Genomic DNA, 23,468 nt, shown 5'->3' on the forward strand with positions numbered 1-23,468 from the left:
GTCCGACAACCGCTCACCCGCAGGCACCCTGACCTGCCCCACCCTCGCCACACCACAACCAACGAGCGCAGGACATTTAAGTCACCGGCATTGGGCCTAGGCCGGACGGGCCGAGTCCACGCCGGACCGGGGCTTCTGCCACTCGCCACGGGTGAAGTCCGGGATCGCCTGAGGCGCGCCCTTCGCCTTGATCGAGGCGTGGCTCAGCGGCACCGGCGCCGTCCACACCGCCGCGTCGTAGACGTCGAAGTCGGGGACGAGGCCGAGCTGCATGGTCTGCATCAGCCGGTAGATCATGATGTAGTCCATCCCCCCGTGTCCGCCGGGTGGATTGGAATGCTCCTTCCAGAGCCAGTGGTCGAACTCCGTGGCGTACTCCCCGAAGTCGCCCCACTGGTGACCCTGGTGGTCCGGCTCCAGATAGATCCGGGCCGGATAGTCCTCGAACACGCCCCGGGTGCCGCCCAGGCTGTTGATCCTGCTGTAGGGGTGCGGGGTCGAGACGTCGTGCTCCAGCCGGATCACGCGGCCCTTCGCCGTCTGGACCAGACTGATCGTCCGGTCGCTCTCGATGTACGTCTCCTTCCAGCTCGGGTCGCCCGGAGGCATGTGCTCCGCCCGGTACTGGGCGAGGCCCAGCGCCGGTGTCCCGAAGCTGCTGATGCTCACCACGCGGTCGCCCCGGTTGACGTCCATGTAGTTGGCGACCGGACCGAACCCGTGGTTCGGGTAGAGATCGCCCCGCAGCCTGGTGTGCCAGACCCGGCGCCAGGGACCCTCGTAGTACGTCGGCGAGAACATCAGTTCGCGCAGGTCGTGGTTGTACGCCCCCGCCCCGTGGAGCAGATCCCCGAACCTGCCCGCGTGGGCCATCCGCAGGACCCGCATCTCGTTGCGGCCGTAGCAGCAGTTCTCGAGCTGCATGCAGTGGCGGCGGGTCTGCTCGGAGAGATCGACCAGCTCCCACAGGTCGTCCATGGTCATCGCGACCGGACACTCCACGCCGACGTGCTTGCCGTTCAGCATCGCGGCCCGCGCCATCGCGAAGTGGAGCTCCCAGGGCGTCGCCACGTAGACGAAGTCGAGGTCCGAGCGCTTGCAGAGGTTCTCGTAGTCGTCCTCGCCCTTCGTGTACACGGCGGGGGAGGGCTGTCCGGCGGCGACGACCTTGGCCGCGGCGCGCTCCGTCTTGTCCTTGACGGGGTCGCAGATCGCGACCACCCGCACCCAGGGAAGGGCGAGGAAGAGGTCGATCATGCTGCCGCCGCGATTGCCGAGGCCGACGATGCCGACCCGGACCGTGGAGCGCCGTTCGAAGGGGACACCGGCCATGGTGGCGCCTCTGCGCCGCGGGGCCCGGGCGGCCGCCGCGGCGGCCGCGGCACCCTCGGAGGAGGCGGCTTCGGCGTTGCCGGCGCCCAGGGCGCCGAGACCGATGCCCGCCCCCGCGACCCCGGCCGTGGTCCGCAGGACGGAGCGGCGGCTGGGGGGCTGCGGTGCGTTGTCGTTCATGGAACCTCCAGTAGCTGTGTGCACGGCTGGCTCATGAATCCCGCTGAGGACCCTGACAATGGAGACTGGTAGTGCGCAAGGGCGCGGATTGGATTCTTGCGACGGGTAGTTGGACTCTTCCATTCCGGATCACCGGACCATGCGGACGACGAGGGTCCCTCACCCACATGGGGTAAGGGACCCTCGTCGTGCCGGACGGTGCGTCAGAGCCCTGTCACGAGGGCCGTGTCGCACGCTCCAGCGCCAGGAGCACCGACTGATAGCTCCGCCCCGTCGCCCGCTCCAAACCGATCTCACACATACGGTTGGCCGACAGATGCACGTCGAACGGACGCGCCGTCACCTCGGCGGCCTCGCGCGCGGTGGCCGAATCCGTCAGCTCCGGATGGAGCATGCCCCGGTCTCCCGCGAAGGCGCAGCAGCCCGCGTCGGCGGGTACGACGACCTCCTCGGCGCACCCCCTCGCCAGCGCCGTCAAGTGCTCCTCGTCCCCCAGATGCCGCATGGAGCAGGTCGGATGCACCACCGCCGAGCCGACCGTGCGGCGTACGTCGAGCCGGGGCAGCAGCTCGTCCGCCGCCCATACGAGCGAGTCGACGACCGCCAGCTCCGCGTGCAACTCCCGGTTCTCGTCGGTGAGATAGGGCACGACCTCGTGCGCGATCCCGAGCGTGCAGGAGGAGGCGTCGACCACCAGCGGCAGCCGCCCGCCCGCCGTCCAGCCCCAGGCCGCCTCGACGATCCGGTTGGCCATCACCTCGTTGCCGCGCTCGTATCCCTTCGAGTGCCAGATCGTGGCGCAGCACGTGCCGGCCACGTCGTCCGGGATCCACACCGGCCTGCCCGCCCGGCCGGAGAGAGCCACCATCGCCTCGGGGAGGGACGGCCCCCGCACGCCCTTCGGCGCGCCGAAGATCCGGTTCACACACGCCGGGTAGTAGACGGCCACCGCCGCCGGGCGGTGCGTACGGGGAAGACGGCGGGCGGCGGCGCCCGGGATCTCCGGCACCCACTCCGGTACGAGATCGGGCCGCACCGCCTTGCGCGCCGCTCCCGTCACCGCACCCAGGACGCGGTCGCCGATCCGGTCGGCCGCCGCGACGGCGAGGCGGGCCGAGGCTTCCACGGCACGGAAGTTCCTGGCCGCGAGGGCCGCGATCCGCTCCTCGCGCGGTGAGTGCCGCTGATGGCGGAACTCCTTCATCAGCGCCCCCGTGTCGATCCCGACCGGGCAGGCCAGCCTGCACATGGAGTCGCCGGCGCAGGTGTCCACGGCGTCGTAGCCGTAGGCGTCCAGCAGGCTCGCCTCCACTGCGGATCCGTCGCTCTGGCGCATCATCTCCCGGCGCAGGACGATGCGCTGGCGCGGAGTCGTCGTCAGGTCCTGGCTGGGACAGGTCGGTTCGCAGAAGCCGCACTCGATGCACGGGTCGGCGATCGCCTCCACCCTCGGGATCGTCTTGAGGCCGCGGAGATGGGCCTGCGGATCACGGTCGAGGACGATCCGCGGCGCGAGCACCCCGTCGGGGTCGATGACCTCCTTGGTCCGCCACATCAGCTCCGTCGCCCTCGTGCCCCACTCCAGCTCCAGGAAGGGGGCGATGTTGCGGCCGGTGGCGTGTTCGGCCTTGAGCGAGCCGTCGAACCGCTCCACCGCCAGCTTGCAGAACTCGTCCATGAACGCGGCGTACCGCGCCACGTCCCGCGGGTCGCCGGTGTCGAAGGCCAGCAGGAAGTGCAGGTTGCCGTGTGCGGCGTGACCGGCCACGGCCGCGTCGAATCCGTGCCGCGACTGCAGGTCGAGAAGGTCGGCGCAGGCCTCGGCGAGCCGGTCCGGCGGTACGGCGAAGTCCTCGGTGATCAGCGTCGTACCGGACGGGCGCGAGCCGCCCACCGCCGTCACGAAGGCCTTCCGGGCCTTCCAGTACCCGGCGATCGTGCCCGGGTCGCGGGTGAACGCGTTCTCCACCGAGGCGACCGGCGCGACGAGCTCAAGCCCCTCCAGTACCTCGGCGGCCGCCCGCTCGTACCCCTCCTGCGCGGCGCTGTCCGCGCCGCGGAACTCCACGAGCAGCGCCGCCGTCTCCCCGGGCAGCCGCGCCCAGTCGGCGGGGACCCCGGAGACGCTGACCGAGGCGCGCAGCGTGTTGCCGTCCATCAGCTCGACCGCGACGGCTCCCGCCTCGTTGAAACGCGGCACGGCGGCGGCCGCGGCGGGCAGCGAGGGGAAGAACAGCAGCGCCGTGGAGACGTGCCGCTCCAGCGGCAGCGTGTCGAAGACGACCTCCGAGATGAAGCCGAACGTCCCCTCCGAGCCGACCATCAGGCCGCGCAGGATCCGCACCGGCGTGTCGCCGTCCAGGAAGGCGTCCAGGCGGTAGCCGTTGGTGTTCTTGATGGCGTACTTGGCGCGGATGCGGGCGACCAGCTCCGGATCGGCCTCGATCTCGGCCTTGAGCGCCATCAGCCCGGCGCACAGCCGGGGCTCGGCGCGCGCGAGCTCCTCGTCGGCGCCCGGGTCGCCCGTGTCGACGACGGTGCCGCTCGGCAGCACGAAGGTGAGGGAGGCGACCGTACGGTACGAGTTCCTGGTCGTCCCGGCCGTCATGCCCGAGGCGTTGTTGGCGACGACCCCGCCGATCGTGCAGGCGATGGCGCTCGCGGGGTCGGGGCCGAGGACCCGGCCGTGACGGGCGAGGGCCGCGTTGGCGCGGGCGACCGTGGTGCCGGGGCGGATCCGGGCGCGTGCGCCGCCGTCGAGGACCTCGACCCCCGCCCAGTGGCGGCGCACGTCGACGAGGATGTCCTCCCCCTGCGCCTGCCCGTTCAGGCTCGTCCCCGCCGCCCGGAAGACGACCTCGCGGCCCTTGCCGTGGGCGAAGGAGAGAACGGTGGTGATGTCGTCGATGTCCTGGGCGACCACCACGACCTGCGGCACGAAGCGGTAGGGGCTGGCGTCGGAGGCGTACCGCACCAGATCGGAGATCTTCGAGAGGATCTTCTCGGGGCCGAGGAGCGCGACCAGCTCCTCCCGCAGCAGGCGCGGCGTCCCCCGGGACTGCAGGGCGGGGACCCGGTCGGGGGCCGGAGTCCGCTTCGTACCGGCGCGCAGGGCCCGTGGGTTCGGCTCCAGCAGTGGCATGTCACGGCTCCCCTCGGCGCCCGGTCCCCGCGCGGTCAGCAGCGGCGCTCCGGCACGTGGTCGACCAGAGCGGACAGCAGACCTCCGAGCACCTCGCGCTGATCGACGGTCAATGGAGCAAGGATGTCCTCTGCGGCGGCCCTGCGCGCGCTCCGCAACGCGCGGAGGGTCTCGCGTCCGTCGTCGGTGAGCTCGATCCTGACCACCCGTCTGTTCGTCGGGTCGGGGACGCGGCGGACCCGTCCGGCGGTCTCCAGACCGTCCACGAGACTCGTGACCGCCCGGGGGACGACCTCCAGGCGCGCGGCGAGGTCGGCCATCCGCGGCGGGTGCTCGTAGTGCGCGACCGTGCGCAGCAGCCGGGACTGCGCGGGGGTGATGCCGACCGGCTCGAGCAGCCGCTTCTGGCTGCGCTGCAGCCGTCGGGTGAGGCGCAGCAGCTGCTCGGCGAGAAGGCCGTCGGCGTCGGGCGTGTTCATGGGGGAGACGATATCAGGACCTGGTTCATTATGAGTATAGGTAACAATGAGCTATGCTCTGATCTCCTTTGATCTCCGCACCCCTCGTAGGAGCCCATGCGTCACCACGAAGAGTCCGACTGGACACCTCCACCGCGCGATCCCGTGCAGCCGAAGGAGCCCGCGCAGACGCGGCGCATCCTGCGGCTCTTCCATCCCTACCGCGGCCGGCTCGCCGTCGTCGGCCTGCTCGTCGGCGCCTCGTCCCTGGTGACGGTGGCGTCGCCGTTCCTCCTCAGGGAGATCCTCGACACCGCGATCCCGCAGGGCCGCACCGGGCTGCTGAGCCTGCTCGCCCTCGGCATGATCGTCACCGCCGTGATGACGAGCGTCTTCGGCGTGCTCCAGACCCTCATCTCCACCACCGTCGGCCAGCGGGTGATGCACGATCTGCGCACCGCGGTCTACGCCCAGCTGCAGCGGATGCCGCTCGCCTTCTTCACCCGGACGCGTACGGGCGAGGTCCAGTCCCGGATCGCCAACGACATCGGCGGCATGCAGGCGACGGTCACCTCGACCGCCACCTCCCTCGTCTCGAACCTCACCGCCGTCGTCGCCACCGTCGTCGCGATGCTCGTCCTCGACTGGCGGCTCACCGTCGTCTCGCTGCTCCTGCTGCCGCTCTTCGTCTGGATCAGCCGCCGCGTCGGCCGCGAGCGCAAGAAGATCACCACTCAGCGGCAGAAGCAGATGGCCGTGATGGCCGCGACCGTCACCGAGTCGCTCTCCGTCAGCGGCATCCTGCTCGGCCGCACCATGGGCCGCTCCGACTCGCTGACGAAGTCCTTCGCCGAGGAGTCCGAGCGCCTCGTCGACCTCGAAGTGCGCTCCTCCATGGCCGGCCGCTGGCGGATGTCGACGATAGGCATCGTCATGGCAGCCATGCCCGCGCTGATCTACTGGGCCGCGGGCTTCGCCCTCCAGGCCGGAGGCCCGGCCATCTCGCTGGGCACGCTCGTCGCCTTCGTCTCGCTCCAGCAGGGCCTGTTCCGGCCGGCCGTGAGCCTGCTGTCCACCGGCGTCCAGATGCAGACCTCCCTCGCCCTCTTCCAGCGGATCTTCGAGTACCTCGACCTCCCCGTCGACATCACCGAGCCCGCGACCCCGGTCCGTCTGGAGAAGATCAGTGGCGAGGTGACGTTCGAGAACGTCGACTTCCGCTACGACCCCGAGAGCCCCGGCCGTCCGACGCTCGACTCCATCGACCTGACCGTCCCGGCCGGCGGCAGCCTCGCCGTCGTCGGACCCACCGGCTCCGGCAAGTCCACCCTCAGCTATCTGGTGCCCCGGCTCTACGACGTGACCGGCGGCAGGGTCCTGATCGACGGCGTCGACGTCCGCGACCTCGACTTCGACAGCCTCGCCCGGGCCGTCGGCGTGGTCTCCCAGGAGACGTACCTCTTCCATGCCTCGGTCGCCGACAACCTGCGCTTCGCCAAGCCCGACGCCACGGACGAGGAGATCCGCGCCGCCGCCCGCGCCGCGCAGATCGACGACCACATCGCCGGCCTGCCCGAGGGGTACGACACCCTCGTCGGCGAGCGCGGCTACCGCTTCTCGGGTGGCGAGAAGCAGCGCCTCGCCATCGCCCGGACCATCCTGCGCGACCCTCCCGTGCTCATCCTCGACGAGGCGACCAGTGCGCTGGACACCCGTACCGAACACGCGGTGCAGCAGGCGATCGACGCCCTCTCCGCCGGACGGACCACCATCACCATCGCCCACCGGCTCTCCACCGTCCGGGACGCGGACCAGATCATGGTCCTCGAAGCCGGCCGGATCGCCGAGCGCGGCACCCATGAGGAACTCCTCGCCCGAGACGGCCGGTACGCGGCCCTCGTGCGCCGTGGCGAACACACGAACGCGGGAGCGGTTGTTCCCCAGAACGTGTGATCGTTTCCGGTTCCGTTGCTCAACTCCCTTGTGACAGCTGATGATTACGGTGCGCAAGCGACGGGCTGCAGACCGCGACCGCGCACTGTCCCGCGGATGTCGTACAGACATCCCACCGCTGTACCTGCACAAGGAGAACGCACCACCATGAACGTCATCACCGACCTGCTCGCCGGCGTCTTCCACTTCCTGGGCTGGCTCGTCTGACCTCACGCCCGGCAGGAAGGCGGCGCCGTCGGTCCCCCGTCCCAGGGGATCGGCGGCGCCGCCTCATGTGCGGGCTCCCCGGATTCACGCGCGGCGCGGGTTAGCGTGCGCCCATGACGCACCGGTCCTGGCAGCCCGAACACCGTCGCCGCCGCTCCCGGCTCACCCGCCGCGGCCGGCTTGCTCTGCTCCTGGGCGGCGCGGCCCTCGCCGTGGCCACGGCGATCACCGTCCCCCTGCTCCTGCTCGGCGACGAGGGCCGTACACCCGTCCCCGTACCCGAGAAGCGGCGGACCCTGCTCGTCCCGGAAGGCTGGCGGGCGGGCCAGGTCTACGCGGCGGTCGACCGCTCCCTCGGCCTTGCCGAGGGCACCACCCGCAGTGTCGCGGACGCCCCGGCCACGGCCCTCGGACTGCCGGCCGCCGCCCAGGGGAACCCCGAGGGGTACCTCTTCCCGGCGACGTACCCGGTGGCCGCCACGACGACCCCGGAGAGCCTGCTGCGGTACATGGTCCAGACGGCGGGGAAACGCTTCGGCGCCGACCACATCGCCGCCGGGGCCCAGCGAAACAAGGTGAGCGTGCACCAGACGGTGATCATCGCCAGCATCGTGCAGGCGGAGGCCGACACCGGCGAGGACATGGGCAAGGTCGCCCGCGTCGTCTACAACCGGCTGGCCCGGGGCATGGCGCTCCAGATGGACTCCACGCTGAACTACGCGATGGGGCGCTCCACCGTCGACACCACCCACGCCGACACCAAGATCGACAGCCCGTTCAACACGTACGAGCACCCCGGCCTGCCGCCCACCCCGATCGGCAACCCGGGCGAGCAGGCCATGACGGCGGCGATCCAGCCGGCCGAGGGCGACTGGCTGTACTTCGTGACCGTGAAGCCGGGGGACACCCGGTTCACCGCCGACTACGCCGAACACCAGGCGAACGTCCGGGAGTTCAACGCCAACCGTCGTGCTGCCGCGGCGGGCTGACCTGGCCGTTCGGGTGCACTGGGCCGGCTGGACCCGGCTGACCTACGGGGCCGCGACGGGCTCCCTCTCCAGGAGGCTGCGGATCTCGGTGACGGCGGCCCGCCCTGCCCGGTTGGCGCCGATCGTCGAGGCCGAGGGCCCGTAGCCGACGAGGTGGACGCGCTCGTCCCGTACCGCCCGCGTGCCCTCCACCCGGATGCCGCCACCCGGCTCGCGGAGCCTGAGCGGGGCGAGGTGGTCGATGGCGGCGCGGAAGCCGGTCGCCCAGAGGATCACATCGGCGTCGACGGTCCGGCCGTCGGCCCAGGCCACTCCGGTCGGTGTGATCCGGTCGAACATGGGGTTGCGGTCCAGGACGCCGCGCTCCCGCGCGTCGCGGATCGCGTCGGTGAGCGGGAGCCCGGTGACGGAGACGACGCTCTGTGGTGGCAGACCCTGCCGTACCCGCTCCTCGACCAGCGCGACCGCCGCCCGGCCCTGCATCTCGCCGAACGGACCCTCGCGGTAGACCGGCTCGCGCCGGGTCACCCAGGTCGTCTCGGCCGCGACCTCCGCGATCTCCATCAGATGCTGCGTCCCCGAGGCCCCGCCGCCGACCACGATCACCCGCCGGCCCGCGAACGCCTCGGGGCCGGGGTAGTCCGCGGTGTGCAGCTGACGGCCGCGGAAGGTCTCCTGGCCCTGGTAGCGAGGCCAGAAGGGCCGGTCCCAGGTGCCGGTCGCGCTGATCAGGGCGCGGGTCGCGTACGTCCCCTCCGAGGTCTCCACGAGCAGCCGCCCGCCCTCGCCCTGGCGGACGGCGCTCACCTCCACCGGCCGGTGGACGCGCAGGTCGAAACGCTCCTCGTACGCCGTGAAGTACTCGCCGATCACCTCGGACGAGGGCCGCCGCGCGTCCGCGCCGGTCAGCTCCATCCCGGGCAGCGCGTGCATCCCGTGGACCTTGCCGTACGTGAGCGAGGGCCAGCGGAACTGCCACGCGCCGCCGGGGCGCGGGGCGTGGTCGAGGACGACGAAGTCGCGGTCGGGCGCGAGGCCTGTGCGCCGCAGGTGAAAGGCGGCGGAAAGCCCCGCCTGTCCGGCACCGATCACGACCACGTCGACGTCCCGAACGCCCCGCCTGCTCTCAACCCCGAAATCGTTCACGATTCCACCAACCGCAGAGTGGCCCGGGATCTTCCCCCGGTCCCGTGGAGCGTGGAGGCGCGATCCCGCACTCCGACCGGCAGGATGGCCTCATGTCCACCTTCACCACCCGCGTGCTCACGCTCACCACCGGCACCACGGAGACGGTCACCGACCTCACCCGGGCCTGCACGGACTTCCTCACGGAGACGGCCCCCGGCAGCGACGGCCTCCTCAACCTCTTCGTCCCCCACGCCACGGCCGGCCTGGCCATCCTCGAAACGGGAGCGGGCAGCGACAGCGACCTCCTGACGGCGCTCCACCACCTCCTCCCGGCCGACGACCGCTGGCAGCACCGCCACGGCTCCCCGGGCCACGGCCGCGACCACGTCCTCCCGGCCCTGGTCCCACCCCATGTGACGCTCCCGGTGATCGCAGGACGCCTGGAACTGGGCACCTGGCAGTCGATCTGCCTGGTGGACACCAACAAGGACAACCCGGAGCGCCAGGTGCGGTTGTCGTTCCTGGGGTAGGTGCCGGCTCGGCGTTTCGTGTGCGCAGCAATGCGCTGCCGCCCGGCGCTTCAGGTGCGGTTGTCGTTCCTCGGGTAGCGGCGGGTACGGCGGGACTGTAGGCGGATATCCGGCCGCACCGAGCGGTTCAGCGCCGCTCCTGGCAGTGATCGCGACGGCGTGAATCAGCCAGGTCCTTCGGGGTCTTGCCGGTGGGGGCGGCGCCTGGGGGAGAATGGCCGACGATGAACGTCAGCGTTTCCACCGCCTCGGCCGGTCCGGATCCCGAGCCGGACGGATTCGGCCCCTTCGCCCACCTCACCGTGCCGAACACCCCGCTCTACCGCCAGGTGATGCGGGTGTTCCTCGTGGCCAAGGAGCGCTTCGCGGTTCATCTGCGTCCCGAGGACGTGCATGGGGCGCTGCCGGAGGACATCCGCCCCGCTGACCCCGAGGCCGTCGTCGCCGCGCTTGACAAGCTCGTCGTCTGGGGCAATCTGCGGGCCGATCCGGACACCGCCCGGGTCACCGCCGTCGAGGACTTCTACCGGAAGCGGTTCATCTACCAGCTCACGCGCGAGGGTGAGGCCGCCGAGGCCGCGCTGTCCGTCTATGACGAGGCACTCGGCCGCCGCGGCGCGCTCCAGGCCGTCGCCCTGCACGACATCGTCACCCACCTGCGCGCCCTGCTCGTCCTGGCCGCCGAGGACGAGCCCGACCCGGCCAAGGTACACCTGGCACTCGACGCGCTGGCCAGCCGCTTCGCGGCGCTCGCCGACAACGCGCGCGCCTTCATGGGTTCGCTCCAGCGGACCATCGATCTGCACGACGTCGAAGAGGAGGTCTTCCTCGCTTACAAGGACAGGCTCATCCAGTACCTGGAGCGGTTCATCCAGGATCTGATCACGCTGGGCGGGCGGATCGCCCGGCTGATTCTGGAGTTGGAGGAGGACGGAAGGGCGGAGCCTCTGTTGAGGGCCGCCGCCCGGCGCGAGGCAGCCGACGCCTCGCCGGAAGAGTCCGAGAGCGCGGAGCGCGAGGTGTACGAGCGGTGGGCCGCGCGCTGGGCGGGGCTCGGCGCGTGGTTCATCAGCAGGGAAGGGCACGAGTCCCAGGCCCGGCTCCTGCGTGGCCGGGCGCTCGGTGCGATCCCGCAGCTCCTGGCCGTCGTACGGGCACTGAACGAGCGCCGATCGGGGCGCTCGGACCGGTCCGCCGACTTCCGGACCCTGGCCCGCTGGTTCGCCGAGGCTGCCGACGACGACGCCCGGCACCGACTGTGGCGGGCGGCCTTCGGCCTCTATTCGGCCCGGCATCTCACCGTCGACGCCGACACACTCACCGCCCGCGCGGCGCGGTCCGTCCCGGCTGCCACTCCGTGGGCGGAGGCGGAGCCGCTGCGCATCAGCCCCCAGCTGCGCCGCACCGGGAGTTACGAGCGGCGCGGGAAGCCCCGCAAGGTCGAGGACCGGGAGGAGCGGCGGCGTGCTCTCGCCGAGACGGCCGCCAAGCAGGCCGCGGAGACCGCCGCCGCCCGCGCTCGGCTCGTCACCGACGGCGTCACACGCCTGTCCGAACTCGGCGAGCTCGACCCGGCCTCCTTCGGTCTGTTCCTCCAACTGCTCGGAGACGCGCTGGCCACCTGGCGACCCGGCATGCGGCACACCGTGGCCACCAGCAACGACGGCTCCATGGAAATCAGACTCACCGCGCTCACCGACGGCACCACCGCCGAGATCCGCACGCCCGGCGGTGTCTTCAGCGGCCCGGACCACGTCGTCGAGATCGTCGACCTGACGGACGGAGACGACCTGAAGGACGGAGACCCTGGCCGATGACCGGACCACTCGCCGAGGTGCTGGAGGGCCAGCACGCCGCCGACCTGCGCAAAGCAGCGCGCGCCCTGCTGAAACACCCTCTCCTCCTCGCGCGCGGCCGCCACGCCGACGAGTTCCGACTCGTCCGCAGGCACGCGCCTGAGCTCCGGGAGTGGTTCGATCGCAACACGGGCTGGTCCCTTCACGTGGACGCCGAGACGGCGCGGCTGCGCAAGATCCCCGGTGTCCTCACCGACCCCACGCACCCGGCCAGAGAGGCGAGCCGGGGCGCCGCCCCGTTCACCCGCCGCCGCTACGTCCTGTTCTGCCTCGCGCTCGCCGCCCTCGAACGGGGCGAGGCCCAGATCGCCCTCGGGCGCCTCGCCGGCCAGATCGTCCTCGACGCCGCCGATCCCCGACTCGCCGCTGCGGGGGTCGAGTTCGCCCTGGAGCGCCGAGACGAACGCCTCGACCTCGCGGCCGTCGTACGGCTTCTGCTCGACCTCGGAGTGCTGCGGCGCGTCGCGGGCGAGGAGGAGGCATACGTCAGCGGAGTGGGCGACGTACTGTACGACGTGGAACGGCGGGTCCTGGCCGGCCTCCTCGCCACCCGGCGGGGCCCCTCCACCGTGCGGGCGGACGTCTTCGAGGACCGGCTCGCCGAGCTGGTCGCGGAAACCGCCCTGGACAGCGACGAGCTGCGCTTCCGCGCCATGCGCCGCTCACTCACCCGCAGGCTTCTCGACGACCCGGTGCTCTACTACGACGACCTGACCGATGCCGAACTCGGCTACCTCACCCGGCAGCGCGGCTTCCTCACCGCCCGGATCAACGAGCTGACGGGGCTCGTCGCCGAGGTGCGGGCCGAGGGGATCGCCATGGTCGACCCCGACGACGACCTGACCGACCTCCGCATGCCCGAACAGGGCACCCACGGCCACATCACCCTGCTGCTCGCCGAGTATCTCGCCGCCGCCGACGGGCCGGTCACCCCCGGTGCTCTCGCCCTGCGCGTCCGCGAACTCGCGGCCGAGCACGGCGGTTTCTGGTCGAAGTCCGCCCGGGAGCCGGGCATGGAGACCGAGCTCGTCGAACAAGCCGTCGCCCGGCTCACCGCGCTCGGCCTGGTGTCCCGTACCCCGCACGCGGTTGTGGCCCGCCCCGCCCTGGCCCGGTACGCGGTCGGCACGACCGTCATCCGCGAGCCCGGTTCCGCCTCCGTGCCCTCGCAGCGAAAGGCCGCCTCGTGACCCGCCTCCCCACCCCACGGCGATCCCGCTGGCAGCCCCTGCGCGTCGGGCTCGTCGACCTGTTCCACTACGACGTGGAGGAGTTCCACTTCCGGGACGGACGCCTGCTGCTCCGCGGCAACAACGGCACCGGCAAGTCCAAGGTCCTCGCGCTGACGCTGCCGTTCCTGCTCGACGGCGACCTCAGCCCGCGCCGTGTCGAACCCGACGGCGACCCGGGCAAGAGGATGGAGTGGAACCTGCTCCTCGGCGGCGAGCACCCGCACTCCGAACGGCTCGGCTATACGTGGATCGAGTTCGGCAGGCTCGACGACACGACCGGCGAGCAGCACTTCCGTACGCTGCTGTGCGGACTCAAGGCCGTCAGTGGGAGAGGCATCTCCCGCCACTGGTACGCCGTCACCCGCCAGCGTGTCGACCACGGCTCCACCGAGCGCACGGAGGAGACCTTCCGGCTGCTCGACGCGACCGGCACCGCTCTGTCCCGGGACCGGCTCGCCGAAGCGGTCGCGGGGCACGGCCTGGTGTACGACCAGGCCAGGGCGTACCGCCGAGCGGTCGACGAAGCACTCTTCGGCCTCGGAGACCAGCGGTACGCCGCCTTGGTCGACCTGCTCATCCAGCTGCGCCAGCCCCAGCTCTCCAAGCGGCCCAACGAAGCCGCCCTCTCCCGCGCTCTCACCGAGGCCCTGCCGCCCATGGACCAGGCCGTCATCGCCGACGTGGCCGAGGCGTTCCGCTCCCTCGACGAGGAGAAGGACGAGCTGGCCGCCGCCTCCGCCGCCGAGCGGGCCGCCTCAGCCTTCCTGGAGCACTACCGACGCTACGCCCGCATCGCCACCCGCCGCCGGGCACGACTTCCGCGCGCCGAGCACTCCCGCTACGAGCGCGTGCAGCGGGATCTGGCCGAGGCGCAGGAGCGGCGGAGGCACGCCGAGGAGAAGCGGGAGGCGGCCGGGGAGGAGATCAGTTCCCTGGCGGAGACCGCCGAGCGCCTGCGGGCCCAGGAGAAGGCCCTGCGCGAGGCGCCCGAGATGGGCGACGCGCGGGAACTGGAACACGCTGCGCTGGCCGTGACGCGAACGGCGCAGGCGGCGGACCGGGCGCGCGGAGACCGGGAGCAGGCGGCCGCCCTCCACGCCAAGGCGCTCGGTCGGCTCGGCGCCGCCGAGAACCGACTCCGTGCCGCGCGGCTCAGGGTCCAGGAGAACTTCGCCCAGGCGCGGGAGCACGCCACCGCCGCTCACATCGCGCTGCCCATGGACGACCGGCTGCCCGAGCTCGAACTGCGGCGCGCCGCAGAGGAGGCCGCCGGCCGCGCCCAACGCTCCCTTGCCCATGTCGAGGGCCTCGTCGAAGCAGCCGAGGGGGCTACCGCCGCGCACCGCCGGGCGTCCGGCCGTCTCGACGAGGCGGAGACCGACCTCGCCCTGGCCACCCAGTCGCACCGTGAGGCGGACGAGGGTGCCGCGCGGGCCGGCCGGGCCCTCTTGGACGACGTACGCGAACGCTCCCGGGCCTGGACGGAGCTGGCCTTCCCCGACGAGACCGGGCTCCTCGACGAACTCCAGGAATGGACCCGCCACCTCGACGGCCCCTACCCGGCCCGGGTCCATGCGGCCACGGCGCACACCGTCCGCTCGGCGGACCTCGCCGACCAGGCGGCCGAGGCCGCCCGCCGGGCCTCGGAGCTGACGGAGCGCGCCGACGAGGCGCGGCGGGAGCTTGCCGCCCTGGAGGCGGGCGGCGGTCACGAGCCCCAGCCCCCCGCCACCCGCACCCCCGGTCTTCGTGACCAGTCGCCCGGAGCGCCGCTCTGGCGCCTGGTCGACTTCCGTATCGACCTGCCCGAACCCGAGTGCGCGGGGCTCGAAGCGGCGCTGGAGGCCTCCGGCCTCCTCGACGCCTGGGTGCTCCCCGACGGCTCAGCCCTCGCGGTGAACGGGCACGACGTGCTGCTCTCCCCGTCGAACGGACCCGTGAAAGGTCCTTCCCTGGCCGATGTGCTGCGCCCGGCCCTGGACCATGGCGACGGACACGCCGCGACCCCGGACGAAGCGGCGTTGACCGGTCTGCTCGCCTCCATCGGCCTGGGCAGCGGGGGAGGAGCAGGGACATGGGTGGCAGCGGACGGCCGCTTCCGTGTCGGCGCGCTCACCGGCACGTGGGCGAAGCCCGCCGCCACGTACATCGGCGAAGGCGCGCGCGAGGCGGCACGTAGGGCCCGCGTCGCCGCGCTCTGCATCGAACTCGCCTCTCTGCGCGAGGAGTCGGAGGGGATCGCGGATCGCTCCGAGGCGATCGCGGGCCGCCGTCGCACGCTCGACACCGAACTCGCCTCCGTCCCCGACGAGTCGCCGCTCACCCGGGCACACGCGCTCGTGAGCGCCGCCGCCGAAGCCGTACGCAAGGCCCGCACGCGGCGTGAGGAGCGCGCCGCCGAGGTGGCCGAGACGGCAGGGCGAGCCGAGCGCGCCACCACCGAGCTCACCGAGGCCGCCACCGATCTGGGGTTGCCCGCTGACCGGGCGGGACTCACCGGTGTACGCCACGCCCTCGGCTCCCTCGCCGCCGCGCTGGCCGCTCTGTGGCCAGCGGTACGCGAACAAGGCGAGGCCGCACGCCAGGTGGACGACGAGCACGCCGAGGTGACCGACGCGGAGCGGCGGGCCGGCGACCTCGCTCAGCGGGCCGAAGACGCGGAGCGTGAAGCGGCGGCGGCGGACCAGCGCCACCTGACTCTGCGCTCCACCGTCGGAGCGGCCGTCGCCGAACTCGAACGGCGACTCGCCGAGACCACCGAGTCACAGCAGACCTGCGAGGCCGACCGGAAGACCGCCGGGCGGCGTCACGCGGAGGCGGACCGGGAGGCCAGCCGTGCCGAGGGGAGGATCGAGCAGCTGGAGAAGGACCTCACGGAAGCCGTCGGCGCACGCGGGGAGGCCATCGCCGCGCTCCAGCGCTTCACGGCCACCGGCCTGCCGGCGGTCGCGCTGCCCGAACTCGCGATCCCCGACGCGGACGACGGCCCCTGGGCTGCCACGCCGGCCATCGCGCTCGCCCGTGCCATCGAGTCCGGCCTCTCGTCGGTCGACGACACGGACGCCGCCTGGGAACGCGTCCAACGTCGGCTCAGCGAAGAACTCAAGACCTTGCAGGACACCCTGTCCCGGCACGGACACAGCGCCTCCACCCGCATGGTCGAGGACGGCATGGTCGTCGACATCGTGTACCAGGGCCGCGACCGGGCCGTACCCGAACTCGCCGAGGCACTCGCCAAGGAGGTCGGCGAGCTGACGCGCATCCTGTCCGCACACGAACGGGAGATCCTCGAAACCCACCTGATCACCGAGGTCGCAGGCACCCTCCAGGAACTCATCGGTGCGGCCGAGCGCCAGGTGCGGGACATGAACACCGAGCTGGAGGACCGCCCCACCTCCACCGGCATGAGACTCCGGCTGGTGTGGCGGCCCTCGCGCAAGGCCCCGCCCGGACTCACCCAGGCCCGCGAGCGGCTGCGCCAGTCCGCCGATGCCTGGACCGCCGAGGACCGCACGGCGGTCGGCGAGTTCCTCCAGGCCCAGATCGCCCGCCAGCAGTCCGACGACGGCTCGGGCAGCTGGCTCGAACACCTCACCGCCGCGCTCGACTACCGCTCCTGGCACGAGTTCGGCGTCGAACGCCACCAGCACGGACGCTGGGTCCCGGCCACCGGTCCCGCCTCCGGCGGCGAACGCGTCCTCGCCGTCTCCGTGCCACTGTTCGCCGCCGCCTCCTCGCACTACGCCAGCGCGAGCAGCCCGCACGCCCCCCGCCTGGTCACCCTGGACGAGGCGTTCGCGGGAGTGGACGACGACTCGCGGGCCAAGTGCCTCGGCCTGCTGAGCGCCTTCGACCTCGACGTGGTGATGACCAGCGAACGGGAATGGGCCTGCTACCCACAGGTCCCCGGCATCGCCATCGCCCAGCTGTCCCGGATCGACGACGTGGCAGCGGTCCTCGTCACCCGCTGGGAGTGGGACGGGACGAGACGACAGCGCCGCGAAGACCCCGTGCGGCAACCGGCAGCGGATACGGCGGGCAGGCTCGAAAGGGACTCGCAGTGGAGCTGACGCACGACGGGCACGCGGCGCCCGGCGCCCTACCGGAGGCGGCTGCCCACGCCTCGGCCGACGACCCCCGACTGCGCCGCCTGTTGGGCGTACCGGAGATCGAGTGGCTCGTCGAGCGGGTACGCGGCCGGCTCGTGGCCGGGCAACCCCTGACAGGTGCCGTCTCCCTGGCCACCCCCACTCCGGGGCAGCGATCCGCGGTCGAACGGCTGCTTGCCCGACCACCGGGTGGTGGCCGTTCCCTCACCGTACGGCTGGAGGCGGTCGACGGCGTGCTGCGCCGGTCGGGCATCAGCCCGGACGGCCTCGCCGCCGCCGTCACGGCGCTCACGGGCCCCGTCACCCCGCTCGCCCAGATCAGGGCCGAGGAGGAAGCCGCATGGGATCGGGCGTACACACCTCTCGACGCACTCGTACGGGGCCGGCCCGAGCTCGCCGCCTGGGCCGCCAGGGTGCGGGCGGACGGCCTGGCCCGGCGCCTGGGCCGTACTCCCCAGTCCGTGCACACCCTGCTCACGGGAGTCTGCGCCGCGCTTCGCGAACTTCCGGCCGACCCCGCCGTCTCGCTGGCCGCCTTCGCCGCCCGCGTCCTCGGCTCGGCCCACGCGCTGGACGACGGCACCCCGCAGGGCACCCTCACGCTGTCCGGGATCCGCGCCCTGACCGGGTTCGCCGACGGCAGCGGCGCCGAATGGCGGCGGGACGCCTGGGCATCGGCAGGCCTGCTGAAGGACGAACTGTCCTCGACGGTCCTCACCCTGAACCTGCGAGGGACCCCCGCGCTCGACTGGATGGCCGGCGAGGGCGAACCGACCGTCCTGACGCTTCGCCAGCTGATCCGACGGCCACCCTCCGGCGCCTCCCCCACGGTACGGATCTGCGAGAACCCGACCGTTCTCGCCGCGGCGGCGGATGCCCTCGGCCCCGCCTGCCCGCCCCTGATCTGTCTCCAGGGCCAGCCCTCGGCCGCCGCACTCGCCCTGCTGCGCCACCTGCACGGCAACGGCTCGGTCCTCCACTACCACGGCGACTTCGACTGGGGCGGCCTTCGGATCGCCGGCGCCCTGCTGCGCCGCGTCCCGTGGCAGCCCTGGCGATACACCGCCGCCGACTATCGCAGGACCCTGGCCGCGAGCGACCCGGAGCTCCCGCCCAGACCTCTCACGGGCGTCCCGACCCGGACACCGTGGGACCCCGACCTCGCCGACGCCCTCGCGGAAGCGGGCATCCGGGTCGAGGAGGAGCGAGAGCTGGACCTCTTGTTGTCCGACCTGAGGGGGCGCTCTCCGCATGCTTAGGTCCGCTCTCCGTGTCGCCGTCGGACGCCTCGGCCCGGTTGCCCTTGCCATGTTCGATCAGCAACGGGACGAGGCGATGCGCCAAGCCCGCGAGTCAGGTGCGGCTGAGTTTCCTGGGCTGACCGGGCCCGTCAAGCTGGTCGGAGCCGCCCGCGCGGGGTCGATGGTGATGCCGACAGCGACCGTTCTGGATCGTCGGCACGCCGAGGGCGCCGTGACGGGCTCGCCGCCGCGGACGCCGCGCGCGGCGGGGATCGAGGCGATGTCCGGTCGCACCGGACGGCGCGACGTCTGGAGTCGGCCGGTCGGTCAGCCCTGACGTGAGGGGCCGACGCGGGGCTTGCCGCGTCCTGCCGCGTCGTGGGCCGCGAGCGCGGCGTGCAGGGTGACCAGATCGGCGCCCCGGGAGGCGTCCAGTCCGGTGAGATCCGTCGCCTTGCGCAGGCGGTAGTCCACGGTGTTCGGATGGACCTGGAGCCGGGCTGCTGCCCGGCGACGGTCGAGGCTGCAGGCGAGGAAGGTGCGCAGGGTGGCGAGCAGCTCCGGGCGGGCGTCCAGCGGGTCGAGCAGCGCGGCGAGCCCTTCCCTGGCCGGGCTCGCACGGCTCAGCTGATATTCGAGCAGTACGTCGTCGAGCAGGTACAGTCCGGGCTCATGGCCGGACGCCTCGGCCACCTCACGTACCTCGCCGGCCAACCGGGCGGCATCCGCAACGCCTTCCGGTGGCGCGGCGGCCGCCCCGGCCAGTACCTCGGCGCCGCACATCCGGCCCAGCTCGACCACCAGTCGGGAGAGCCGGTCCCGGTCCGCATGGCCGAAGGCGGCGGCCGGCGCCTCGTACGGGACGAGGATCAGCCCTCCGCCGTCCGACAGCACGGACAGCGCAACTCCCGCCGTCTGCCGGTGCAGTTCGTTGCGCAGCCGCCGGAGTTTGCGGCGAGCGGCGACCGCGTGGTTCACGCCGGGCACCAGCTCGTCCGGGTGCCGTCCCACGGAGATGCTCAGCACCAGGTAGCAAGGCGGCAGACGGATGCCGGCGCGGTCGGCCGCGGCCTTGGGGCTGCCGCCTTCCAGCAGCCGGGACAGCAGCGACTGCAGGGCGACCTGCTGGTCGCTCAGCGCCGTCTGCCGCTCCTGTACGTACCCGGCGGCGACCGCACAGCTCACCAGCCTGAGATACACGAGCAGTTGACGCTGGACCAGTAACACGTCGGCGATGTCGCCCGGTTCGGCCGCCGGAAAGACATGGGCGGCGCACTCCTCCGCACCGAGGTGATAGGCGCCGACCACGGCCTCCAGCGGTACTCCCTCGTCGGCGCGCCGGGCCGACGACTCGCGGATCTCCGCTTGCTCCGACTGATCCGGCAGCTCGCCGGTGCGCAGCATCTCGGCGAAGCTCCGGATGCCGCGCGTCACCTGTTTGGCGATGTCGCCACCGAGCTGTTCCGACGGCAGCCTTCCGTAGACGGGCAGCCGTTCGACGAGCCGGACCATGACCGCCCGCTCGAGCGCACCGGCGGCAGCCTGGAGCCGGTCGTGGACCGGAACGCCGCCGAAGCGCGGCACCGAGTCGTGCGCCGCGGCGTTGGATGCGGTCACAATCCACCTCGCAAATCTCTGTTCTCCGCCCTGGAGACGCGGCGGCGCACCGCCTCCATCATGTTTCCGGGACATCTCCTACCGGTTGGTAACACGTCAGGCCGGTGGATTGCCAGACGTGGCGGACCGCGGCCGCGTCATGCCTCGGATCTCCCCGTACGACCTGACCGCACCCCGGAGCCGCCATCCCCGAACCTCCACCCGCCGCACAGCAGACCGTTCGACCCCGACTCGCCTTCGCAGATCCGGCGCCCGGAATCTCCGGGCAGGGAGCCGCCACCCCTCTGCCGGTCGTGCCGTTTTCGAGCCCTCAGGCCGGTCGGCCCCCACTCAGGAATCGAGGAAGCCATGTCCAAGACGGCAGTTCGTCTGATCTCCATCGCTGTCGCCGTCGCGGCCGCCATGACCGCCGCGCCGGCGGCCACCGCCACCGAGTCCGTGCCGGCTGCGACCACGACGACGGCCACGTCCGCCGCGAGCGACCCGTTCTACACCTACGACGGCAGCGAGCCCCTGTCGTCGTTCGCCCCGGGCGCCGTGCTGAAGACGCGGACGCTGCGGTACCACCTCGTCGGCATTCCCACGCCTTTGAAGGCGATCCAGCTGCTCTACCGCAGCACCGACGCCCAGGGACGCCCGGCGGCCAACGTGACCACGGTGGTGCGCAGCCTCACGGGTGACGGAAGCAAGGCCGTGTCGTACCAGTCGTTCTACGACTCGTTGAACCCGGAGGACGGGCCGTCCCGCGCCATCGCCGGCGACCTCACCCTCGGCGGCGTGATCCCCAATGCCGAGGCCGTCTTCATGGCGCCGCTGCTGGCGAAGGGCTACACCCTCGTCATCCCCGACACCCAGGGGCAGCGGGCCGCCTTCGCCGCCGGGCCCGAGTACGGAACCAACACCCTGGACTCGATCCGTGCCGCGACCGCTTCCACGGAGACGGGGCTGAGCGACAGCACCAGGTTCGGTCTCATGGGGTACTCGGGCGGTGCCATCGCCACGAACTGGGCAGCCGCGATGGCACCGGCCTACGCGCCGGACGTGAACCGGAAGTTGGTCGGCTTCGCCGAGGGCGGCCTGCTCGTGACCCCGGCGCACAATCTGAAGTACGTGGACGGCTCCGTCGCCTGGTCGGGCGTCATCCCCATGGCGATCATCGGCGTCGCCCGCTCCTTCGACATCGACGTCAAGCCCTACCTGAGCAGCTACGGCCTGAAGGTGTACGCGGAGCTGGAGAAGGGCTCCATCGTCAACGCCCTCGGCCGCTACCCGGGTCTGACCTGGAAGAAGATGGCGAAGCCCGAGTACGAGAGCATCAACTCCGTCCCTGAGATCGTCACGGCGGTGAACCGGATCAACCTCGGCTCCGCCGCCACCCCGACCATCCCCGGGTACATCGCCCAGGGCGACGCGGGCGTCATGGAGGGAACCTTCAGCAACCGCCCGGGGATCGGCACGGGTGATGGCGTCATGGTCGCCGGGGACGTGCGCGCCCTCGCCCGGCAGTACTGCGCCACGGGCAACACCGCCATCACGTACCGGCAGCACGAGCTGCTCAGCCACATCAGCGTGCCCGTCATCTGGGCTCCGCTCGCGATGGACTGGCTCGATGCCCGCTTCGCGGGCCGGACGGCCCCGTCCGACTGCGGTCGCATCCCCGCAGGCAACTCGCTGGCACCGGAGGAGCCGACGTCGTCGTCCTGACCCCTGTGGTCCTGCCGGGCGGCTCCGCGCGGCAGGACCACGCGCCTTCGACACCCGGCGCGGCGCTCCGCCCCGCGGTCCGACGGTCGGGTCCGCCACGGCCGCCCACACCAGGCGCCACAGGGCGACGACAGCGTGCGCCGGTGTGCCCCGGGCGGCGAACCTCCGGGCCGACCGGGATCGGCCCGGGGCCGGCCGGCGGCGTTGCTCCGGGTCAGTCATGCGGTGGGGCGAGACCGCCGCGCAGCCGCCGGGCACGAAGGACCAGCTCCAGTTCGAAGCGGCGGTCCGGGTCGTCCAGGTCCTCGCCCCACAGCTCGCGAAGCTGCCTCAGCCGGTAGCGCACGGTCTGCGGGTGGACTCCGAGCCGGGAGGCCACCTCCGGGGCACCGCCCCGTGTCTCCAGCCAGGCCAGCAGGGTCTCGGCGAGACGGTGGGTGTGGGCCGGGCCGCCCGAATCGTCCAGCTGCGCCAGCCGCCGCCGCGCAAGATCGTCGATCAACTCCACCGCGGGCAGCAGTACCAGGGCTTCCACGTGCTCGGCGCAGTACAGGAGCCGCCCTCGCGGCAGCAGATCCTCCTCGATCATCCCGACCGCGGCCTCGGCCCAGCGCAGCGACGTCGCGGCCTCCACCAGGGGAACCGACGGGCCGATCGCTCCGGACCAGCCGGCCACCGCCTGGTGCAGCAGCTCCGCACGACCGGGGGCGTCCGGGTCCGGTACGACCAGGTGCGGCTGCTCGCCCTCCATGTCGAGCAGCACCCCGTCGCCCACGGCAGGGGCGACGGCCTCCAGGGCGGGGCGAAGCAGCACGGCGACCGCCACCCTTTCGGGCAGTTGCCAGCCCACGTCGGCCGCGCGGTCGGCGAGGAGGGCGGTCGGGTCCGTGCGGTGCTCGGCGAGCAGGAGATCGACGAGAAGTCGTTGCCGGCGCAGCCGCTCTCCGGCCTGGCGGGCGACGGCCTCGGCGTACCCGCGTACCGACTGGGCCACCATGACGTCGAGGTACTCGAACGCGGACTCGGCGAGTTCGTACATGGCCGCGGACGGGATGTCGACCTGCTGCCCGATCTCCGCCATGCGCCGCCAGGAAAGGCGCACGCCCAGCCGGTAGATGCCCTGCAAGGAGTCCAGGCTGCGCCCCTGTGCGACCTCGCTGCGCCCGAAGTCCTGGAACATCTCGGGGAGGGCGCCGGGCCGGTCCGACCCCGTGGTCATCTGCTCGACGAAGAGCTCCAAGGTGTGCCGGATCGCCACCAGGGCCTTCGGCTCTCCGGACTCGTCGGCGATGAACACCAGACCCGGATGGTTCCGTCGGATCTCGGCCAGGATGTCCTGTGCCAGCTCGGGGACCTGCGCCAGGGCGCGGTCGGCGAACTGCTGAATCCGTTCTTGTGGCACGTCGTGCCACGCTGACGACGCTTCCACAACATCGCTCCGGATGTCCGGTCCACACGCGCTCGGTCACCGGTCCGCCTCTTCACAACCTAGCCCGCGCCGGAGCCCGGCGTGCTGGTCGTCCCTGGGGCGGGAGGTTCGGGGAAGGTGACGAGCGGCACATTCTGCTGCTCGGGTGTGGCGTCGAGAGCGGCGACGATTCCGAAGGCGGCGCCCGCGGCCAGAACGGCGGCGGCGATGCAGGTCAGGAAGGCGGCGAGCAGTCTGGGCATGAGGATGATCGGCCTCTCAGTCGATGAGGTCTGTCACCCAGCGCGCCGGCCCGGTCCGGCGCGGTCAGTATGCGAGGCGCGTTGACAGAAGGTCAAGGGCCGCCTACTTTCGCCGTTCA

General features: G+C 72.2%; 15 protein-coding genes. 8 read left to right on the forward strand and 7 right to left on the reverse strand.

Annotated features, from left to right (window positions below):
• Positions 1-96: 96 nt before the first annotated feature.
• The 3 genes from ACFUJR_RS23380 to ACFUJR_RS23390 form a co-directional block, all read right to left on the reverse strand.
• Positions 97-1,512, reverse strand: coding sequence for a Gfo/Idh/MocA family protein (locus tag ACFUJR_RS23380; RefSeq protein WP_383172484.1), 1,416 nt, complete (start codon positions 1,510-1,512; stop codon positions 97-99).
• Between the two features lie 214 nt (positions 1,513-1,726).
• Positions 1,727-4,654, reverse strand: coding sequence for an FAD-binding and (Fe-S)-binding domain-containing protein (locus ACFUJR_RS23385; RefSeq protein ID WP_383172483.1), 2,928 nt, complete (start codon positions 4,652-4,654; stop codon positions 1,727-1,729).
• A gap of 35 nt (positions 4,655-4,689) precedes the next feature.
• Positions 4,690-5,133, reverse strand: coding sequence for a MarR family winged helix-turn-helix transcriptional regulator (locus ACFUJR_RS23390; protein ID WP_383172481.1), 444 nt, complete (start codon positions 5,131-5,133; stop codon positions 4,690-4,692).
• A gap of 96 nt (positions 5,134-5,229) precedes the next feature.
• Between ACFUJR_RS23390 and ACFUJR_RS23395 the strand changes: the two genes are divergently transcribed.
• The gene (locus ACFUJR_RS23395; protein WP_383172479.1) at positions 5,230-7,065 is read left to right on the forward strand and encodes an ABC transporter ATP-binding protein; all 1,836 of its coding nucleotides are present in this window, start codon (positions 5,230-5,232) and stop codon (positions 7,063-7,065) included.
• A 320-nt stretch (positions 7,066-7,385) separates the two neighbouring features.
• Complete coding sequence (gene mltG, locus ACFUJR_RS23400; protein ID WP_383172477.1) at positions 7,386-8,261, forward strand: endolytic transglycosylase MltG; 876 nt, start codon at positions 7,386-7,388, stop codon at positions 8,259-8,261.
• A 42-nt stretch (positions 8,262-8,303) separates the two neighbouring features.
• Here mltG and ACFUJR_RS23405 read toward each other — a convergent pair whose 3' ends face one another.
• The gene (locus ACFUJR_RS23405) at positions 8,304-9,407 is read right to left on the reverse strand and encodes an NAD(P)-binding domain-containing protein (RefSeq protein WP_383172475.1); all 1,104 of its coding nucleotides are present in this window, start codon (positions 9,405-9,407) and stop codon (positions 8,304-8,306) included.
• A 92-nt stretch (positions 9,408-9,499) separates the two neighbouring features.
• On the opposite strand from ACFUJR_RS23405, the gene ACFUJR_RS23410 reads away from it, so the two are divergent.
• The 5 genes from ACFUJR_RS23410 to ACFUJR_RS23430 all read left to right on the forward strand — a co-directional run bounded on the left by ACFUJR_RS23410 (position 9,500) and on the right by ACFUJR_RS23430 (position 18,375).
• Positions 9,500-9,919 carry a secondary thiamine-phosphate synthase enzyme YjbQ gene (locus tag ACFUJR_RS23410; RefSeq protein ID WP_383172473.1) on the forward strand — a complete coding sequence of 140 codons (420 nt, stop codon included), beginning with the start codon at positions 9,500-9,502 and terminating at the stop codon, positions 9,917-9,919.
• Positions 9,920-10,143: 224 nt separating this feature from the next.
• Positions 10,144-11,736 (forward strand): TIGR02677 family protein, encoded by a 1,593-nt coding sequence (locus tag ACFUJR_RS23415; RefSeq protein ID WP_383172472.1) that lies wholly within the window; start codon positions 10,144-10,146, stop codon positions 11,734-11,736.
• A complete protein-coding gene (locus tag ACFUJR_RS23420; RefSeq protein WP_383172471.1) occupies positions 11,733-12,965 on the forward strand; it encodes a TIGR02678 family protein in 1,233 nt (410 codons plus the stop codon). The genes ACFUJR_RS23415 and ACFUJR_RS23420 overlap by 4 nt, the downstream gene beginning before the upstream one ends.
• The gene (locus tag ACFUJR_RS23425) at positions 12,962-17,077 is read left to right on the forward strand and encodes a TIGR02680 family protein (protein WP_383172470.1); all 4,116 of its coding nucleotides are present in this window, start codon (positions 12,962-12,964) and stop codon (positions 17,075-17,077) included. The genes ACFUJR_RS23420 and ACFUJR_RS23425 overlap by 4 nt, the downstream gene beginning before the upstream one ends.
• Complete coding sequence (locus ACFUJR_RS23430; RefSeq protein ID WP_383172468.1) at positions 17,068-18,375, forward strand: TIGR02679 family protein; 1,308 nt, start codon at positions 17,068-17,070, stop codon at positions 18,373-18,375. Before ACFUJR_RS23425 ends, ACFUJR_RS23430 begins: the two co-directional genes overlap by 10 nt.
• A gap of 309 nt (positions 18,376-18,684) precedes the next feature.
• Here ACFUJR_RS23430 and ACFUJR_RS23435 read toward each other — a convergent pair whose 3' ends face one another.
• Entirely contained in the window at positions 18,685-19,974 is a 1,290-nt protein-coding gene (locus ACFUJR_RS23435; protein WP_383172467.1) for a PucR family transcriptional regulator, read from the reverse strand.
• Positions 19,975-20,322: 348 nt separating this feature from the next.
• Between ACFUJR_RS23435 and ACFUJR_RS23440 the strand changes: the two genes are divergently transcribed.
• On the forward strand, positions 20,323-21,678 hold the full coding sequence (locus tag ACFUJR_RS23440) for a lipase family protein (protein WP_383172466.1): 1,356 nt from the start codon (positions 20,323-20,325) through the stop codon (positions 21,676-21,678).
• Between the two features lie 214 nt (positions 21,679-21,892).
• On the opposite strand, the gene ACFUJR_RS23445 is transcribed toward ACFUJR_RS23440, so the two are convergent.
• Complete coding sequence (locus tag ACFUJR_RS23445) at positions 21,893-23,080, reverse strand: PucR family transcriptional regulator (RefSeq protein WP_383172465.1); 1,188 nt, start codon at positions 23,078-23,080, stop codon at positions 21,893-21,895.
• Between the two features lie 86 nt (positions 23,081-23,166).
• On the reverse strand, positions 23,167-23,349 hold the full coding sequence (locus ACFUJR_RS23450; RefSeq protein WP_383172464.1) for a hypothetical protein: 183 nt from the start codon (positions 23,347-23,349) through the stop codon (positions 23,167-23,169).
• Positions 23,350-23,468: the final 119 nt, after the last annotated feature.

It is taken from the genome of Streptomyces sp. NPDC057271 (assembly GCF_042668715.1).
In the GTDB taxonomy this organism is placed as follows: domain Bacteria; phylum Actinomycetota; class Actinomycetes; order Streptomycetales; family Streptomycetaceae; genus Streptomyces.

Bases quoted from the DNA above. Each gene is read 5' to 3' on its own strand.
- ACFUJR_RS23415 (WP_383172472.1), top strand. From the start codon at position 10,144: ATGAACGTCAGCGTTTCCACCGCCTCGGCCGGTCCGGATCCCGAGCCG.
- ACFUJR_RS23380 (WP_383172484.1), bottom strand. From the start codon at position 1,512: ATGAACGACAACGCACCGCAGCCCCCCAGCCGCCGCTCCGTCCTGCGG.
- ACFUJR_RS23420 (WP_383172471.1), top strand. From the start codon at position 11,733: ATGACCGGACCACTCGCCGAGGTGCTGGAGGGCCAGCACGCCGCCGAC.
- ACFUJR_RS23410 (WP_383172473.1), top strand. From the start codon at position 9,500: ATGTCCACCTTCACCACCCGCGTGCTCACGCTCACCACCGGCACCACG.
- ACFUJR_RS23440 (WP_383172466.1), top strand. From the start codon at position 20,323: ATGTCCAAGACGGCAGTTCGTCTGATCTCCATCGCTGTCGCCGTCGCG.
- mltG (WP_383172477.1), top strand. From the start codon at position 7,386: ATGACGCACCGGTCCTGGCAGCCCGAACACCGTCGCCGCCGCTCCCGG.
- ACFUJR_RS23395 (WP_383172479.1), top strand. From the start codon at position 5,230: ATGCGTCACCACGAAGAGTCCGACTGGACACCTCCACCGCGCGATCCC.
- ACFUJR_RS23385 (WP_383172483.1), bottom strand. From the start codon at position 4,654: ATGCCACTGCTGGAGCCGAACCCACGGGCCCTGCGCGCCGGTACGAAG.
- ACFUJR_RS23450 (WP_383172464.1), bottom strand. From the start codon at position 23,349: ATGCCCAGACTGCTCGCCGCCTTCCTGACCTGCATCGCCGCCGCCGTT.
- ACFUJR_RS23390 (WP_383172481.1), bottom strand. From the start codon at position 5,133: ATGAACACGCCCGACGCCGACGGCCTTCTCGCCGAGCAGCTGCTGCGC.